This window comes from Nonomuraea typhae, assembly GCF_009760925.1.
In the GTDB taxonomy this organism is placed as follows: Bacteria; Actinomycetota; Actinomycetes; order Streptosporangiales; family Streptosporangiaceae; genus Nonomuraea; species Nonomuraea typhae.
On record NZ_VRLV01000001.1, the window covers coordinates 1202151 to 1217282 of the forward strand.

General features: G+C 73.7%; 14 protein-coding genes. 4 read left to right on the plus strand and 10 right to left on the minus strand.

The features are described 5' to 3' along the window. Window positions 1–46 precede the first annotated feature (46 nt). The gene (locus FVE25_RS05585; RefSeq protein WP_157245251.1) at window positions 47–1249 is read right to left on the minus strand and encodes an FAD-dependent oxidoreductase; all 1203 of its coding nucleotides are present in this window, start codon (window positions 1247–1249) and stop codon (window positions 47–49) included. Between the two features lie 193 nt (window positions 1250–1442). Between FVE25_RS05585 and FVE25_RS05590 the strand changes: the two genes are divergently transcribed. Further along, window positions 1443–2393 carry an anti-sigma factor gene (locus tag FVE25_RS05590; protein WP_157245252.1) on the plus strand — a complete coding sequence of 317 codons (951 nt, stop codon included), beginning with the start codon at window positions 1443–1445 and terminating at the stop codon, window positions 2391–2393. A gap of 41 nt (window positions 2394–2434) precedes the next feature. On the opposite strand, the gene FVE25_RS05595 is transcribed toward FVE25_RS05590, so the two are convergent. Next, window positions 2435–2998, minus strand: coding sequence for a TetR/AcrR family transcriptional regulator (locus tag FVE25_RS05595; RefSeq protein ID WP_157245253.1), 564 nt, complete (start codon window positions 2996–2998; stop codon window positions 2435–2437). Window positions 2999–3063: 65 nt separating this feature from the next. Between FVE25_RS05595 and FVE25_RS05600 the strand changes: the two genes are divergently transcribed. Next, window positions 3064–4809: an ABC transporter ATP-binding protein gene (locus tag FVE25_RS05600; protein ID WP_157245254.1), complete on the plus strand. Its 1746-nt coding sequence runs from the start codon at window positions 3064–3066 to the stop codon at window positions 4807–4809. Between the two features lie 128 nt (window positions 4810–4937). On the opposite strand, the gene FVE25_RS05605 is transcribed toward FVE25_RS05600, so the two are convergent. Further along, window positions 4938–5915, minus strand: a complete 978-nt coding sequence (locus tag FVE25_RS05605) for a phosphotransferase family protein (RefSeq protein ID WP_157245255.1) — start codon at window positions 5913–5915, stop codon at window positions 4938–4940. Window positions 5916–5959: 44 nt separating this feature from the next. Continuing rightward, window positions 5960–6808: an aldose 1-epimerase family protein gene (locus tag FVE25_RS05610; protein ID WP_246266631.1), complete on the minus strand. Its 849-nt coding sequence runs from the start codon at window positions 6806–6808 to the stop codon at window positions 5960–5962. 287 nt (window positions 6809–7095) lie between these two features. On the opposite strand from FVE25_RS05610, the gene FVE25_RS05615 reads away from it, so the two are divergent. Continuing rightward, window positions 7096–7374, plus strand: a complete 279-nt coding sequence (locus FVE25_RS05615; RefSeq protein ID WP_157245256.1) for a hypothetical protein — start codon at window positions 7096–7098, stop codon at window positions 7372–7374. Between the two features lie 20 nt (window positions 7375–7394). On the opposite strand, the gene FVE25_RS05620 is transcribed toward FVE25_RS05615, so the two are convergent. Continuing rightward, window positions 7395–9065 carry a hypothetical protein gene (locus tag FVE25_RS05620; RefSeq protein ID WP_157245257.1) on the minus strand — a complete coding sequence of 557 codons (1671 nt, stop codon included), beginning with the start codon at window positions 9063–9065 and terminating at the stop codon, window positions 7395–7397. A 254-nt stretch (window positions 9066–9319) separates the two neighbouring features. On the opposite strand from FVE25_RS05620, the gene FVE25_RS05625 reads away from it, so the two are divergent. After that, complete coding sequence (locus FVE25_RS05625; protein ID WP_157245258.1) at window positions 9320–10480, plus strand: serine hydrolase domain-containing protein; 1161 nt, start codon at window positions 9320–9322, stop codon at window positions 10478–10480. Window positions 10481–10519: 39 nt separating this feature from the next. Here the strand turns inward: FVE25_RS05625 and FVE25_RS05630 are convergent, their stop codons facing one another. Genes FVE25_RS05630 through FVE25_RS05650 form a run of 5 tightly spaced genes read right to left on the minus strand, consistent with a single transcriptional unit; the run spans window position 10520 to window position 15083 of the window. Then, complete coding sequence (locus tag FVE25_RS05630) at window positions 10520–11956, minus strand: sensor histidine kinase (protein WP_219825314.1); 1437 nt, start codon at window positions 11954–11956, stop codon at window positions 10520–10522. Then, window positions 11953–12636, minus strand: coding sequence for a response regulator transcription factor (locus FVE25_RS05635; protein ID WP_157245259.1), 684 nt, complete (start codon window positions 12634–12636; stop codon window positions 11953–11955). The genes FVE25_RS05630 and FVE25_RS05635 overlap by 4 nt, the downstream gene beginning before the upstream one ends. Continuing rightward, window positions 12633–13151 (minus strand): hypothetical protein, encoded by a 519-nt coding sequence (locus tag FVE25_RS05640; protein ID WP_157245260.1) that lies wholly within the window; start codon window positions 13149–13151, stop codon window positions 12633–12635. The genes FVE25_RS05635 and FVE25_RS05640 overlap by 4 nt, the downstream gene beginning before the upstream one ends. A gap of 19 nt (window positions 13152–13170) precedes the next feature. Then, window positions 13171–14331: an acyltransferase family protein gene (locus tag FVE25_RS05645; protein WP_157245261.1), complete on the minus strand. Its 1161-nt coding sequence runs from the start codon at window positions 14329–14331 to the stop codon at window positions 13171–13173. Continuing rightward, window positions 14331–15083: an SGNH/GDSL hydrolase family protein gene (locus FVE25_RS05650; RefSeq protein ID WP_157245262.1), complete on the minus strand. Its 753-nt coding sequence runs from the start codon at window positions 15081–15083 to the stop codon at window positions 14331–14333. Before FVE25_RS05650 ends, FVE25_RS05645 begins: the two co-directional genes overlap by 1 nt. Window positions 15084–15132: the final 49 nt, after the last annotated feature.

The window sequence follows — 15132 nt, forward strand, 5'->3', positions numbered from 1 at the left end:
ACGTTCAGGAAGATTCCGGTACGGCTGGGCCGTACCGGAAAGACGGTCAGGATGAGGCGCGCGTGGTCACGTGCTCGGGGCGGATGCCGAAGCCGACGAACCGCCTCAGGGCGCCGCTCAGAACGGGGATGCGCGTGATGCCGGTGGGGACGCGCGGCGGTTTGCCGCCGTCGAGGCCCAGGGTGGGGCGCAGCAGGCGTTCCTGGACGAACCGCTGGGCCGCCTGGGTCGCCTTCGTGGGGAACATGCGGCGTTTCTGCAGCAGGTGCAGCGTCGACTCGGGGATGGGCGCGCCGGAGCGCAGGGATCCGGCCAGGAGGTTGGCGGTGGCCACCGCGTCCTGGACGGCCAGGTTGATGCCCACCCCGAACACCGGCGACATGGCGTGCGCGGCGTCGCCGATGCACAGGAAGCCGGGCAGATGCCAGCGTTCCAGGTGGTCGACCTTGACGGTGAGCATGCTGAGCTGGTCGTAGCCCTCGATGGCGGCCAGCCGGTCGTCCAGGAACGGCAGCAGGCGGCGCAGCGGCTCGCGGAAGGCGTCGATGCCACGGGCCCGCAGGTCGGCGAGGCCGCCCTTCGGGATGACGCAGGCCATCTGCCAGTAGGTCTCGCGGTTGATGGCGACCACGAAGTATCCGGCGGCCACGCGCAGGAACGTCTCCTCGGTGTCGGCCGCCGCCCGTGGCAGGCGGAACCAGAGCACGTCGATCGGCGCCCCCAGGTTCCTGACGGGCAGCCCGGCCACCTCGCGCAGCGTGGAGTTCCGTCCGTCGGCGGCGACCGTCAGGGCGGCGCGGATCTCGTGCTCGCCGGTCGGGTCGCGGTAGCGCAGCCCGCGGACGGCGCCGTCCTCGCGGATCAGGTCGTAAGCCTCGGCGTTCATGATCATCTCGAATCCGGGGTGCCGCTTGGCCGCGCCGGTGACCAGGTCGAGGAAGTCCCACTGGGGGACCATGGCGATGTAGTCGTAGCGGCTGCGCAGCCCGCTCAGGCGGGTCAGCTCCCTCATGCCGTCGTCGGTCATGAGGATCAGCCGGCGGGTCTTGCGGTGTGGCAGTGCGAGGAAGTCGTCGATGAGTCCGACCTCGTCGAGCACCTGCATGGTCGATGGATGGATGGTGTCGCCCCGGAAGTCCCTCAGGAAGTCCGCGTGTTTCTCCAGCAGCGTCACCTTGACGCCGGAGCGGGCGAGCAGCAGGCCGAGCATCGCGCCGGCCGGGCCGCCTCCCGCAATCACGCAACTCATTATTCATCACCCAATGAAACTGTTGCCCCGCTCCGGGAAATGCGCAAGGTCCGGCATCCGGGAAGCCCGAGGGGCCGAATGAGGAATGTGAGCGCCCAGGCCCGCCCCCGCCTCGACCAGGACGGTCCCGTGACGCTCCATCCCGTGCGCGGCATTCCTTGCGCGACGGGTCATACCGGCTGGGAGCGAACCCATGAACGAAGACCTCCACGCCCTGACCGGCGCCTACGCCGTCCACGCGCTGCCGGGTCCGGAGAGCGTGCGGTTCGAGCGCCACCTGGCACGCTGCGCCGACTGCCGCCGGGAGGTGCGCCATCTGCGCGAGACCGCCGCACGCCTCGCGCTCGCCGCCGCCGAACCGCCGCCCGCCGCCCTCCGTCAGCGCGTCATCGCCGCCGCCCGGCAGGTACGGCAGGCGCACGCGCCCGCGCCGGGCGGGTCACCCGCGACCGTCCACCCGTGGCCCGTCGCCGGCACCGCCACTCCTGCCTGGCGCACGGGCAACCCGGTTGTCACCTGGTCCGCGCCCGCGCCCGCCCAGCCGGTCGCGCAAGGCCGTGAGAACGGCCCGGCCGGGGAGGAGCCGGAGGGGCGTGTGGCGGTGCTGCCGGGAAGGTGGGCGCGCCGGGCGACGACCGGGCTGGCGGCGGTGTCCACGGCGGCGGCGCTGGTGCTCGGGGCGTTCGTGATCCAGGGGCAGCGGGAACTGGGGGAGGCGCGGCGCGGGCTGGCGGCGCAGGGCCAGGCGCGCGACGCCGCCGAGCGGGAACTGGCCGAGCAGCGGACGGCCACGACGGCCAGGCAGCGGGAGATGATGGCGGTCGTGGCCGCGCCCGACGCGCGGACGATGCGGCGGCCGGTGGCGGCGGGCGGCAGCGCGACCATCGTCGTCTCCCGGGCGCGCGGCCGGATGGTGCTGGCCGTCTCGGGACTGCCGGAACCGGAGGAGGGCAAGGCGTACAAGCTCTGGCTCATGGAACCGGCCGGGCCGCGGCCCCTGGGCATGCTGGGCGCCAGGAACGGGATGATGCGGCCCGTGCCGAAGGAGGGGGTGGCGCGGGTGGTGCTGACGCTCGAACCGGAGGCCGGGCCCGAGCGGCCGACCACCGTGCCGCTCATGCTGGCCGAGCTGCCGCCGGCTTGACCCGGGGTCATCCCGGTCGGGTTCCCGGCTCGCCCCAGGGGTCAGCTCGTGGCCACGGCCTTGCGGAAGGCGAGGAGGCAGAGGCTGAGCGCGTCGTGCTTGGGCGCCTCGTCCTCGCGGATGTGCTGCCAGGAGGCGTACAACAGGGCCCACATCACCTGCTGCACCCACGAGGCCGGCATCCGGCCGTCGAGGTCGCCCTCGCGCTGGGCGCGTTCGATCGTCGCGGTGAGCACCCGGTCGCTGGGGCTCTCGGTCTCCCAGTCGGCCGAGGTGATGATGTGCGGTTCGGTGAAGGCGAGCATGAGGTAGTCGCCGAGCTCGAAATACTCCTGGCAGAGCCGGTCGAGGGCCTGAATGGCGGGCCCGTCGTCGGGCCGGGCGCGGCGGGTGGCGATGGCGATCTTGTCGAGGAGGTCCTCGGATATGGCGGTGATGAGGTCGGAGCGCTCGGGGAAGTAGCGGTGGATGGTGGTGCGGCCGACCCCGGCGGCCGCCGCCACGTCGCTGAGTGACGCGCCCGAATTGCCGGTGAGGGTGGCGAAGGCGGCGTCGAGGATGGCGCGGCGGGTGCGCGCCCGGAGTCCTGTCTCAGCGAGGGTCATGGGCTCACCGTACCACTATGAAACTCATTTGCCCTTTGCGGAACAAGTGTGTTCCACTGTTGTCCATGAGTGCTCCGAAAAGGTTTCCAAGGCTCCACATCCTGTGGACCTTCGCCCGGCCGCACAAGGGCAAGCTGATCCTCGGCCTGTTCCTGGCCCTGCTCGGGTCGGCCATGAGCCTGACCACGCCCATGGTCACCAAATGGGTGCTCGACTCACTCGGCGCCTCGCTGTCGCTGGCCGCCCCGATCGCCGCCCTGCTCGGCCTGCTCGTCATGGGCATCGTGCTCCTCACCTGGCAATGGATCATGCTGGGCGCCCTCGGCGAACGCGTCGTGCTGGAGGCGCGCGAGTCGATGGTGCGCCGCCTGCTGCGGGCCACGGTCCCGGCGATCGCCAAGCGGCCCTCCGGCGAGCTGGTCACACGAGTCACCTCCGACACCGTGCTGATGCGCGAGGCCGCCTCCTCCAGCGTCATCGGCCTGGTCAACGGCGCCGTCATGCTCGCCGGCACGCTCGTGCTCATGGGCGTGCTCGACCTCGTGCTGCTCGGCACCACCGTCGCCGCCGTGGCCGTGGTGGGCCTGTTGTTCGCCACGCTGATGCCGGCGATCGCCAAGGCGCAGGAACAGGCCCAGGAACACATCGGCCGCGTCGGCGGGCGCCTGGAGGGCGCGCTGCGCGCGATCCGGACCATCAAGGTCAGCCGCGCCGAGGAGCGCACCGCCGACCAGATCATCGCCGACGCCCGCCAATCGGCCGGGCACAGCATCCGCGCGGTCCGCCGGGAGGCGTTCGCGTGGACGCTGGCCTGGTCCGGCGTCCAGATAGCGATCATCCTCATCCTCGGCGTCGGCGCCTGGCGGGTCAGCCTCGGCGCGCTGGAGGTCTCCAGCCTGATCGCCTTCCTGCTGTACGCGTTCGCGCTCATGGACCCGATCACCGAGCTGAGCCAGAACGTCACCAGCCTTCAGGGCGGCATCGCCGCCGCCGAGCGCATCCGCGGCATCGACACGCTCGAGCAGGAGAACACCGGCCCGGCCGCCGCCGGGGCCACCCCTGACGGGCCCGCGGCGGCGATCCTGGAGCTGCGCGGCGTGCACGCCGCCTACGCGCCCGACGCCGAACCGGCCGTCAACGGGGTGGACCTGGTGGTCCCGCGCCGCGGCCACCTGGCGATCGTCGGGCCGTCCGGGGCGGGCAAGACCACGCTGTTCTCCCTGGTCCTGCGCTTCCTGCAGCCGCAGGAGGGCGAGATCCTGCTGGACGGCGTGCCGTACCGGAATCTCAGCCACGAGCAGGTGCGCGCCAGGCTCGCCTACGTCGAGCAGGACACCCCGGTCGTGCCGGGGACGATCCGCGACAACCTGCTCCTGTCGCACCCCGAGGCCGGCGACGAGGAACTGGCGGCGGTCCTGCAGCAGGTACGGCTGGAGGAGATGATCGGCAAGCTGGACGAGGAGCTGTCGCCCACGTCGGTCTCCGGCGGGCAGCGGCAGCGGATCGCGCTGGCCAGGGCGCTGCTGCGCACCCCCGACGTGCTGCTGCTCGACGAGGCCACCGCCCAGCTCGACGGCCTGACCGAGGCGGCCGTGCACGACGCCGTCGCCGAGCGGGCCCGCACGGGCGCCGTGGTGACGATCGCGCACCGGCTGTCCACGGTGATCGACGCCGACACGATCGTCGTGCTCGAAGACGGCGGCGTGCGCGCCCAGGGCAGCCACGCGCAGCTCCTGGAGACCGACGAGCTGTACGCGCGGCTGGTCGAGGCGCTCAGCCTCGCCGAAGGCAAGAGCCCCGCGGCCGCCTGAGCACGTGCGCGGCGCCCACGAGCTTCTCGTCGGCACCGCGGCGGGGAGCGGGAGCGGTCCCTGGGCACGGGGTCTCCAGGGACCGCCACGATCGGCCACGCCGTCCGGGCGGCCGGCGCGGGGGACCGTCAGCGCAGCGCCTCCACCGCCTTCGCCAGCGAGGTGGTGGCCAGCTCCCGCAGCGGCGCGTAGTCCTCCTCCGGGTACTGCCGCGGTCCGTTCTCCACCAGCAGGATCAGATACAGGTAGACGCGGTAGAGGTCCACCCGGGCCAGCGCCGCGGGCGTCAGCTCCAGCGGGCGCACCTCCCGGTACCCGGCCAGCAGCGCGTCGGTCTCGGCCAGCTCACCGAAGATCGTGGGCGTGACCAGGTCGGCCAGCGGGTCGCCCCAGAAGGCCCGCTCCAGGTCGATGATCGCCTGGATGCGGCCGTTGGCCGAGCCGGGCGGGGCCAGGAAGACGTTGCCCGGCCAGACGTCGAAGTGCACCAGGCTCGGCGTGCGCACCTCGTCCAGCACCTCGGCGGCGGCACCGGCCACCCTCCTGATCTCCCCGGCGGGCACCGGCAGCGGCGTCGGGTAGCGCAGGGTGTCGGCCAGCAGCGCGTCGAGCATCGCCAGGTAGGCCGCGCGCCAGGTCGGCGCCGTGATGCCGTTGTGCGGGTAGCCGAAGACCTCGCCGGTCACCGAGGCCAGGCGCGCCAGGTGGCGGCCGAGCTCGCGGCGCACCCCCTGCGGGTCCTCGGGCGCGCTGCGGTTCCACGGCGTGCCGTCGAGGGCGGTCAGCACCAGGTAGTCGCCGCCGAGCACCGGATCGTCGAACCCGGCCCGCAGCAGCCCCGCCACCGGAACCCCGGCACTCCCGGCCAGCTCGATCGCCGCCGCCTCCATCCGCAGCAGGTCACGTTCGTAGGTGAGCTGCCGCAGACCGGGCGGCGGGGAGAGCTTGAGCACCACCTCGCGGCCGTCGTCAAGGGAGAGCCGCCAGACCGCGTTGGCGAAGCCGTCGGTCAGCTCGACGGCCTCGCTGACCCCGACCCCCATCGCCCGCCGCGCCAGCGCGTCGAGCTCCGAGGGGGACAGGCGGCGCTTCGTTCTGCTCTCCACACAACCGGATTCTTCCCGGCATACCTGGAGATCGTCCAGGGGCCTCAGACGGCGCCGATGGTCCAGCTCGCCTCATGGCGTTCACCCGGCTGGAGCACCACCAGCCCGGCACCGGAGTTGAAGGCGTCCGGCGGGCAGGTCATCGGCTCCACCGCCACGCCCTCGTAGCCGAACTGGGCGCCGGTGCACACCTGCACCCAGGGCAGCACGGCGGGGTCCCAGGTGAGGCGGGTGCCGCCCACGCGTACCTCGCCCTCGGCCAGGCCGGTGTAGGTGTGGTCGACGGTCAGGCCGCCGATCGGCCGGGCCGTACGGAAGTCGAGCGGCGTGCCCGCCACGCTCTTCGGCGCGCCCGGAATCATCCGCTCGTCGGTCACCAGCAGCTCGGCGGCCGGGACGTGCAGCATGTCGGCGTCGGCGAGCAGCCACGGATGCGGGCCGCACCCGTAGGGCGCGGGGGCGGCGCCGGCGTTGACCGCGGTGACGGTCGTGGTCAGCCCGCGGGCGTCCAGCCGGTACGTCACCTGAAGGTCCAGGCGGAACGGGTAGCCGGGCGCCGGGGTGAGCGCGTGGGCCAGCCGTACGAAGGCGTGGTCGTCCTCGGCGGCCAGCCATTCCACCACCCGCCAGCCGGCATCGGCGACCAGCCCGTGAAGGGCGTGGCCGCGCTCCGGCTCGCTGATCGTCAGCTGATGCTCGCGGCCGTCGAAGGCATAGGCGCCGCCGGCGATCCGGCCGGGCCAGGGGGCCAGGATCGTGCCGGCGTAATACGGGATCGGGCCGCCCTCGGGCCAGGAGGTGACGAGATCGCGTTCGCCGTGCCGCAGCACGCGGAGCGCGGCGCCGCGCTCGCTGATCTCGGCGGTGTAACCGCCGCCGGCAAGAGGGGGCACGGGGATTCCTTTCGCCAACTCTGGATGATGTTCAGGATATCGGCTGGTCAAGCCCGCGCCCGCCCGCCTGGAGCCCGCCGGGGGCGGTGCCGGGCGCCGGGAACCCGCAGGTGCCCGTTCCCCCGGCGGCCCGGTCACGGGCGGTGCCGCCGGGTAGCCGAAGACCTGGGTTTGACCTGCGTCGTGTCAACGTTGCGTTGCTACCGGGCCCCGGGGGCGGCCGCCGGGGTTGGCTTGGTGCGAGGCCGCCAGACCGGCGCCTCCACGGACAACACCAGGGAGAACACATGAGGTTCACGCAGGCTGCGGTGCGACTGGCGGTCATCGGGCTGGCCGGCGCCGCCATCGGCATGGGAGCGTTGCCGCCCGCCGCCGCCGAGGCCGGCACGCACTGCAAGCCGGGCGCGCTGGTGGCGAAGGCCAAGAAGAACGGCAAGACGCTCAGCAAGGCGCAGGCGAAGAAGCTGTGCAGGAAGCTGGCCGGTGCGGAGGGGCCGGGCTCCCCGGCCCCGTCCTCCGGGAACCTGCTGCAGAATCCGCTGGCGAGCCTGCCGCTCGGCGGCTGACGGGCGCGCCGGCCGTCCGGTCACCGCCACGGGCGGTGCACGACCCTCTCCGCGGACCGCCCCGGGTAGACGACGACCAGGTGCTCCTCGGCGGGGACGTCGGGGTCGTCCCGGTCCTGCTCGGACCGGCGGGCGTAGACGCGCACCCGGTAGCGGCCGGGGCCGGCGATCGCCAGGTTGGGCAGGGCCCTGATCGCGCCGCTGTCGCCGCCTTCGGGGTAGGGCGGCACGACGAGGCGCCCGTTGCGGCTGACCAGGCCCACCTCGACCACCTTGTCCCAGCCCGCGAGCCGCAGCGGCGGGGCGGCCCGGTACGCCTTGACGGTCAGGCACATCGGCTCGTTGGTGCCGTAGGTGGTGACGGCGGCGCTGCCGCCCGCCGCGTCGATGAACCCGTCGTCGATGGCTTTGAAGGGGTCGGCCGCCGGGCCCTCGCCGTGATCCCGGTCGTCGTAGAGGTCGTAGCCGCCCCCTTCGAAGAGCAGGTACGCCGAGGTGCCCTGCCGCCGGCCCGGCAGCTTCGGCCAGGGATCGGCGCACCGGGCGTTGATCGTGGCCAGCCGGGCCTTCCACGCGGCCTCGGCCCGTGCCCGGTTCCGTTCGTGCTCCGCCTGCTCCCGGGCACGGCCCGCCCGCCGTACGGCGATGACCTCAGGGCACAGGAACTCCAGGGCGTCGTCCATCTCGTCCTCTTCCCCGGCCCCGTCCACCCGGCGCAGCAGCGCCTGCCGCTCCCCGGCGCCCGGCAGTGCGCACAACCGCGCGCCGTACCCCAGGATGCGCTGATCCGGAAGTTCCGCCGGGAACATCCCCCGCCTGGCCCGGCAGAGGAACGCCTTCCGCCGGTCCTGCGCCGCGACCTGGGCGTACGGCGGGGCCGGCTCGTCGCACGCGGCGCCGAAGCTGAACCGCGCGGCCTCCTCCGGCCCCACGACGGCGAGGGGGAGCACCAGCGCGCCGGCGACGAGCAGCCGCGGCCCGCGCGCGGGTGCGGCGGAGGGCGCGCCGGTTTCGGCGGCGAGCTCGTGGGCGGTACGGGCCAGCCACGCGGTGCCGGCCACGTCGAGCGCGCTCAACACGAGCCCGGTGCCGTTGACCACCATGTCCACGCTCGAGAGGACGAGGGTGAGCATCAGGAAGGCCATCGGGGCGACGAGGGAGATCCACCCGATCCCGATCGTGGCGCCGCTCCACCGGCCGTCGCGGCGCTGCGCGAGGAGGATCATCACCGTGGAGCCCGACCCGGCCAGCACCATCAGGGTCATCGCGGAAGGGACGAAGCCGAGGGAGGCCATCACGGCCGGGCCCAGTTTGCCGATCAGGCACAGGGCCAGAGCCGCCGCCCGGAACGAGAAGGAGACGCCGGGCACTGCGCGCAGCAGCAGGAACACCGTGACGACCCACATGAGGCGGCTCGCGACGTTCACCGCGGGACGGGACAGCAGCTCGAGGAGCTCCCAGATCACCCAGTCGGCGGCGATGCCCGCATAGAGCAGCCGCCGCACCCAGACCACGCCGCGCGGCGACCCCTGGCCGCGCGGCAGCGCCGGACCCCGCAGGACCTGCCACACCATCCACGCGTTGAGCCCGGCGATCCCCACGAGCAGAGGCCCCAGCCAGCCGTCCCGCACGGCCAGAGCCGCCGTCGCGCCCGTCGCGGCCACCGACAGGGCCACCAGGTCGCCGGACACGACGGCGTGCGCCGCGGCGGCGGCGACGGCGATCAGGTAGAGCGCGACGGCGACGGCGGCCAGACGCCCGAAGCGGTATCGCCCGGCGGCCGCCCATACTCGGGTGACGATGCGGATGATCTTAGCGGTGTGTGGTCTTTAGTCTGATATGGATGGCCGAAAGACCGATTCGCGGTTCGTCCCGGGGAAGGAGGCCGCGTCCCGCCCGCGCTGCGAGTCTCGGAGTGCGGTCCAGACACAGCGAAAGGGTACCGATGATCAGAAGACTTCTGGTGGCGGCCACCGTCCTGACGGCCACCGTGGCAGGCGTTCCCCGAACGGCCACGGCCCTGACCGGCGAGGACCCGGTGAGAGCCGCCCTGGACAAGGCGTTCGCCGCGGCGACCGGCGGTGCGGACGGTCCCGGGGTGCAGGCCGTCGCGATGCGGAACGGCAAGGTCATCTGGTCGGCGAAGACCGGCAGGGCGATCGACGACCCGCCCGCCCCCGTCACCGGCACGACGATGTTCAGCCTGGCGAGCTTCGGCAAGTCGGTCCTGGCCACGTACGCCCTGCACCTGGTCGAGAAGGGCAAGCTGGCGCTGGACACGCCGATCTCCGCCTACACCGGGAAGAAGGTGGCGGGCTCGGGCGTGGTCACGCTCCGGATGCTGCTCACGCACACCGCCGGCTACCCGGACGTGTACGCCGACCCGCGCGTCGCCCCGCTCTTCCCGCCCGGCAAGCAGTACAAGCCGGACAGGCCCTACACCTTCGCCATGCTCGCCCCCGGCATCCGCAAGCCGGTCAAACCCGGCACCAGCTACGCGTACTCCAACACCGGATTCATCCTCCTGGCCCACGTGCTGACCAAGGTGTCCGGCGGGGAGAAGGCCCTGGAACGCGACCTGGCAACCTTCTACCGCAAAACCGGCGAACGAGGCGACCACCTCACCGCCGAACGCTCCAAGAGCGCCTACCCCCGCTTCGCCCACGGCTACGCGGAAGAGAGCAACGGCGCCCTCACCGACTACTTCACCGCCTTCGGCGCCACCGGCATCCCCACCGACGTGTACGGCCTGCCGTTCGGCGACGGCCTGTTCGCCGGGACCGCCTACGGCGCCGCCCGCTACCTCGACGCCCTCTTCGTCGGCAAGCGCCTCCTGCGCCCCGCCACCCTCACCGCGATGACCACCCCGACACCCCAGGCGGTCGCGGCCGGCGAGACGTACGGCATGGCCACCTACCGCACCGAAATCGCCAAGCGCACCTGGCAGGGCCACGCGGGCGCCTACGGCGGCTTCACCTCGATGGGCGCCACCGACCTGACCCGCGGCGTCACCCTGACGGTCGTCACCAACCGCCTGGCCACCACCGGAAACGCCCAGACCACCTGGGAAAACCTGGCCAGGGCCTACGCCACCGCCACCTCCTGAGGCTCCCGCGGCCGCGCGCGGCGGCCTCCAGCAGGAGGTCTACGCCGGTCTCCTGGGCAGGGTGAGGGTCAGGACGGCGCCGCCGCGAGGGGCGTTGGCCGCGGTGAGGGTGCCGTCGTGCAGGCGGGCGTTCTCCGCGGCGATGGCCAGGCCGAGGCCGCTGCCCTCCGTTCTGGTGCGGGCGGTGTCGGCCTTGGTGAAGCGGTCGAAGACGTGGGGCAGCAGGCCGGCGGGGATGCCGGGGCCGTCGTCGGTGACGGTCACCGTGATCTGGTCCGGGGTCGCCCGCAGCCGGAGGCGCGCCGCCGTACCTCCGTGCCGGAGGGCGTTGCCGACGAGGTTGGCGAGGATGACGTCGAGGCGGCGCGGATCGACGCGGGCGCGCAGGCCGGCGGGGAGGTCGGTGCCGACCCGGTCCTGCCAGTGCCGCAGCGCGAGCGTCTTGGTGATGAGCTCGCCCAGATCGACCTCGTCGAGGTGGAGCACGGCGGCGCCGGCGTCGAAGCGGGACACCTCGATCAGGTCCTCGACCAGGCGGGTGAGCTTGCGGGTCTCGTCGGAGACCAGCTGCAGCGCCTCGGCGGTCAGCGGGGACAGGCGGCCGGAGGCGGCGTCGGCGTCGAGGACCTCGGTGACCGCGCCCATGGCGGCCAGCGGCGTGCGCAGCTCGTGGGAGACGTCGGCGGCGAACCGGCGCGCCCGCGCCTCCATGGCGCGCAGCGCCGCCGCGTCGGCCTGCAGGGTCGCCGACATGGTGTTGAACGTGCGGCCCAGGTCGGCCAGTTCGTCGTCGCCGGTGACGCGCACGCGGGTGTCGAGGCTGCCGCCCGCCATCTGCTCGGCGGCCGCCCGCAGCCGCCGCAGCGGGCGCAGCAGCCTGCGCGCGGCCAGCAGCGCGGGGATGACGGAGGCCAGCGCGACCGGTACGGCTCCCGCGCGGGCGGCGGCCGCCAGGGAGTCCACGTCCCGCTGCTGGGAGGCCAGGGAGAACGACGCGTAGACGACGACCGGCGCGGGACCCTGCGGGCGGGCGGCGGTGACGGGGGTGACGGGCAGGGCGACGGCCAGCCAGGGCGTCTGGCCGTGGTGGAAGCGCTGGGTCAGCGCGGTGCCCGCCGTGGCGGCGCGGGCACGCAGGTGCGCGGGCAGCGGCGGCGCCCGCGTCCCGGCGGTGACGAGCGGGCCGCCGCGGTAGGACACGGCCGTCAGCCACGCGCGCGCGCCCGCCGCGCGGTCGAGCTGCACCGCCAGCGCGCGCAGGTCGGTCTCGGCGGGATCGGCGGGCAGGTCGGGCGCCCGCGCGGTGACGTGCGCCCGCAGCTCCCGCAGGGCGTCGTCCTCGGCGCGCTCCACGATCGCGGTACGGCCCTGCCGGAAGGTGAGCGCGGCGGCGGTCACCCCGCCGAGCGTGGTGACCAGGAGGAAGACCAGAACCAGCTGGGCCCGCAGGCCGCGCGCCGCTCGCAGCCGGATCACAGCGGCCCGAACCGGTAGCCGAAGCCCCGCACCGTCTGGATGTAGCGGGGCGCGCGCGGGTTGTCCTCGACCTTGCCCCGCAGCCGCATCACGCAGGCGTCGACCAGCCGGTAGTCGCCGTGGAAGGAGTGCTCCCACACCTGCTCCAGGAGTTGCTGGCGGCTGAAGGTATGTTCCGGCGCGGCCGACAGGAACAGCAGCAGCTTCAGCTCCGTCGGCGCCAGCGCGAGTTCTTCGCCTTGCTTGAGCACCCGCAGGGCGACCCGGTCGACGGCCAGGTCGCCGTGGGTGGTGCGGGCCTGGCCGGAGGCGGCGGGCTGGGTGGTACGGCGCAGCACCGCGCGCATGCGGGCCTCGATGACCTCGGCGCTGGCCGGCTTGATCACGTAGTCGTCGGCCCCGGCCTCCAGCCCGACGACGACGTCCACGTCGTCGTCGCGCGCGGACAGGATCACGATGGGCACCTGGCTGAAGGCGCGGATGCGGCGGCAGGTCTCCAGGCCGCTCATGCCGGGCAGCATCAGGTCGAGCAGCACGACGTCGGGCGCGCCGGCGACGAGCTCGGCCAGCCCGTCCTCGCCGCTGGCCACCAGGAGGGTCTCGTGGCCGCGGTGGCGCAGCCCGACGCTGAGCCCGCGGCGCACGGCCGGGTCGTCTTCGATCACCAGGACGCGGGTCATGAGGCTCCCTGCCGGGCCGGGACGGCCGTTCCGTTCTCGTCGCACTTCACGGGCCACGGCTCGTCCGCCGCGACGGGCTCGAACACGTCGACGATCGTGCCGTCGCCCCGGGCCGCGGCGGCCGTGCACACGAGCTGGCTCACCGCCTGCGGCGGAAGGGTGCTCACCAGCCAGGGCACGCGGAGTTCCACCCGGCCGCGGGCCGGCTTGGCCCGGATCGGCCCGGCCGCCGCGGGCACCTGCGTGATCAGCCCCCGGGCGCGCTCGGCCGCCGTGGGACCGGCCAGCAGCGCGTCCATGGCCGGTTGCAGCCGGTCTCCGGCCGGTGCGGGCCGGGACACGGGCCAGGTGCCCTGGGGCGTGACGAAGTACACCCGCAGCAGCCGGTCGCCGGCTTCGCTCAGTCCGCCCTGCGCCGGCGGGCCCGCGGGGCGCGCGCCGGTGTCGCTGATCCCGCACCCGGCCAGCGCCGCCGCGGCCAGGACGGCCGCCACGCGGCCGGCTAGCTGTGGCATGTGTTCGCCTCCTGGAGGGTCATGGCCGGGTGAGCCTGCTCACGTCCACGGTTCCGGCACCGGGCTCGGGTCGTGGGATGGCCGCCCACAGTCCCGCGACGAGCACTGCCGTGGCGGCCAGCGCCGCCCATCCGCGCCGGCCGCGGGTCCACCGGGCGCGCCGCCGTACCGGATCCTCGACGGCGACCTTCGAGACTACCGCAGCCAGCAGCGACAGCCCCGCCGCGAGGACGGTCATGGACCGCGGCAGCAGGAGATAGAGGGGCCAGTGCCACAGATACAGGCTGTAGGACAGCTCTCCCAGCACCCGCGGCACGGCGCTGCCGATCACTCGGCCCACCGGGCTGCCGGGGGCGTGGGCGAGCAGCGCGATCAGGACGGCGCTGCCCAGGGAGTGGGCGAACATCCCGCCCTGGAACAGGCCGGGCGCCTTCTCCCCGCCGGTCAGCAGCCAGGCGGCGGCCAGCGCGCCCAGCAGCGGGAGGCAGATCGCGGTCACGGCGGTGTGCGACAGCCGGGACACGGCGGCGCGGGCGGGCGCGGTGGCCGCGGCGGCGCCCAGGAGCAGGGAGAAGGCCCGGGTGTCCGTGCCCTCGTAGGCGCGGGTGGTGTCCACGGCCGCCCCGAGCCTGATCATGAGCAGGAGCGAGACGAGCGCGCCGGCCAGCGCGACGAGCGCGACCCGCCGATGCCCGGCCGGCCCCCGTCCGGCCAGGATCACCACCGGCGGCCAGACGAGATAGAACTGCCACTCGACGCCGATGCTCCACAGATGGGCGAACAGGCGGGTGCCGGAGGCGTTCCAGTACCCGATCCGCTCGCCGATGTAGTGCCAGTTCACGCTCTGGGCGGCCACCCAGGGCGCGTCCTGGAGGGCGGCGGCGAGCAGGTTCCTCTCGGCCAGCGCCCACGCCAGCACGAGGGTGCCGGCGACCATGAGTGTCAGCGCGGGCAGCAGGCGGCAGGCCCTGCGCCCCCAGAAGGCGACCAGGTCCAGGCGGCCGCTCCCGCCGAGCTCCTCCAGCAGCAGCCCGGTGATCAGGAAGCCCGACAGCACGAAGAACAGGTCGACGCCCAGGAAGCCGCCGTCCAGGATCCCGGCGTGAAAGAGCAGCACCGCGGCGACGGCCAGCCCGCGCAGCCCGTCCAGCGCCCCGACGTGCGACCGGCCGGCGGCCATCAGCCGCAGCCGAGCTTGGCGAACCGTTCGTCGCCGGTCCACGCCCCGGTGGCCCACGCGCCGGGCTCGGCCGGGGTGTAGGCGACCAGCGTGCCGAGCTGCTTGCCGAACCAGGCGGCGAAGGCGGCCGAGCCCTGCTGACAGGAGTGGATGCCGTCCTTGGCGCGCTGGGCCTGACCGGCGGCGTAGTCGCGGCCCCACAACTGCGCGGCGTCGAGGTAGCGGGCCTGCCCCGCCTCGGCGGCCTTGGCGGCCATCGCGGGCGCGCTCTCGATCGCGCGCTCGTGCGGCTTGTAGAACGCGTCGATCTTGTACGGCGGAGCGGACACCAGCACCAGCCGCGCTCCGGAGTCCCGGACCGTCTTGGCGAGTTTCCGGTAGGCCGACAGCTGCTGCTGCGCGGTGCCCCAGTCGTAGGTGGTGACCTGGTACGCGACCACCGTCGGGCGGAAGGAGGCCAGGTTCTCCTTCAGCGCCTTCCAGGTGTCCTTGGCCGCCATGGTGGTCACCTCGTGGCCGCCGGAGACCACGTTGCCGCCGCCGTCGGAGGTGATGTCCTTGAACGCCGCGCCGCCGGCTTTCATGGCCGCCTCCAGCGCCGGGGCCTGCGCGCCGGCGATGGAGTCGCCCATCCACAGCAGCCTGACGCCGCTCCCGGCCGGAGCCGGTTCAGCGGTGGAGGCGCCGCCGCAGCCGGCGAGGACGGCCATCCCGGCCACGGCCAGGACGGCGGAGAGGTTTCTCGTGTGCATGACCAGCAGGCAACCAGGCGCATCGGCGGACCGGCCGCGTTGTCATCGT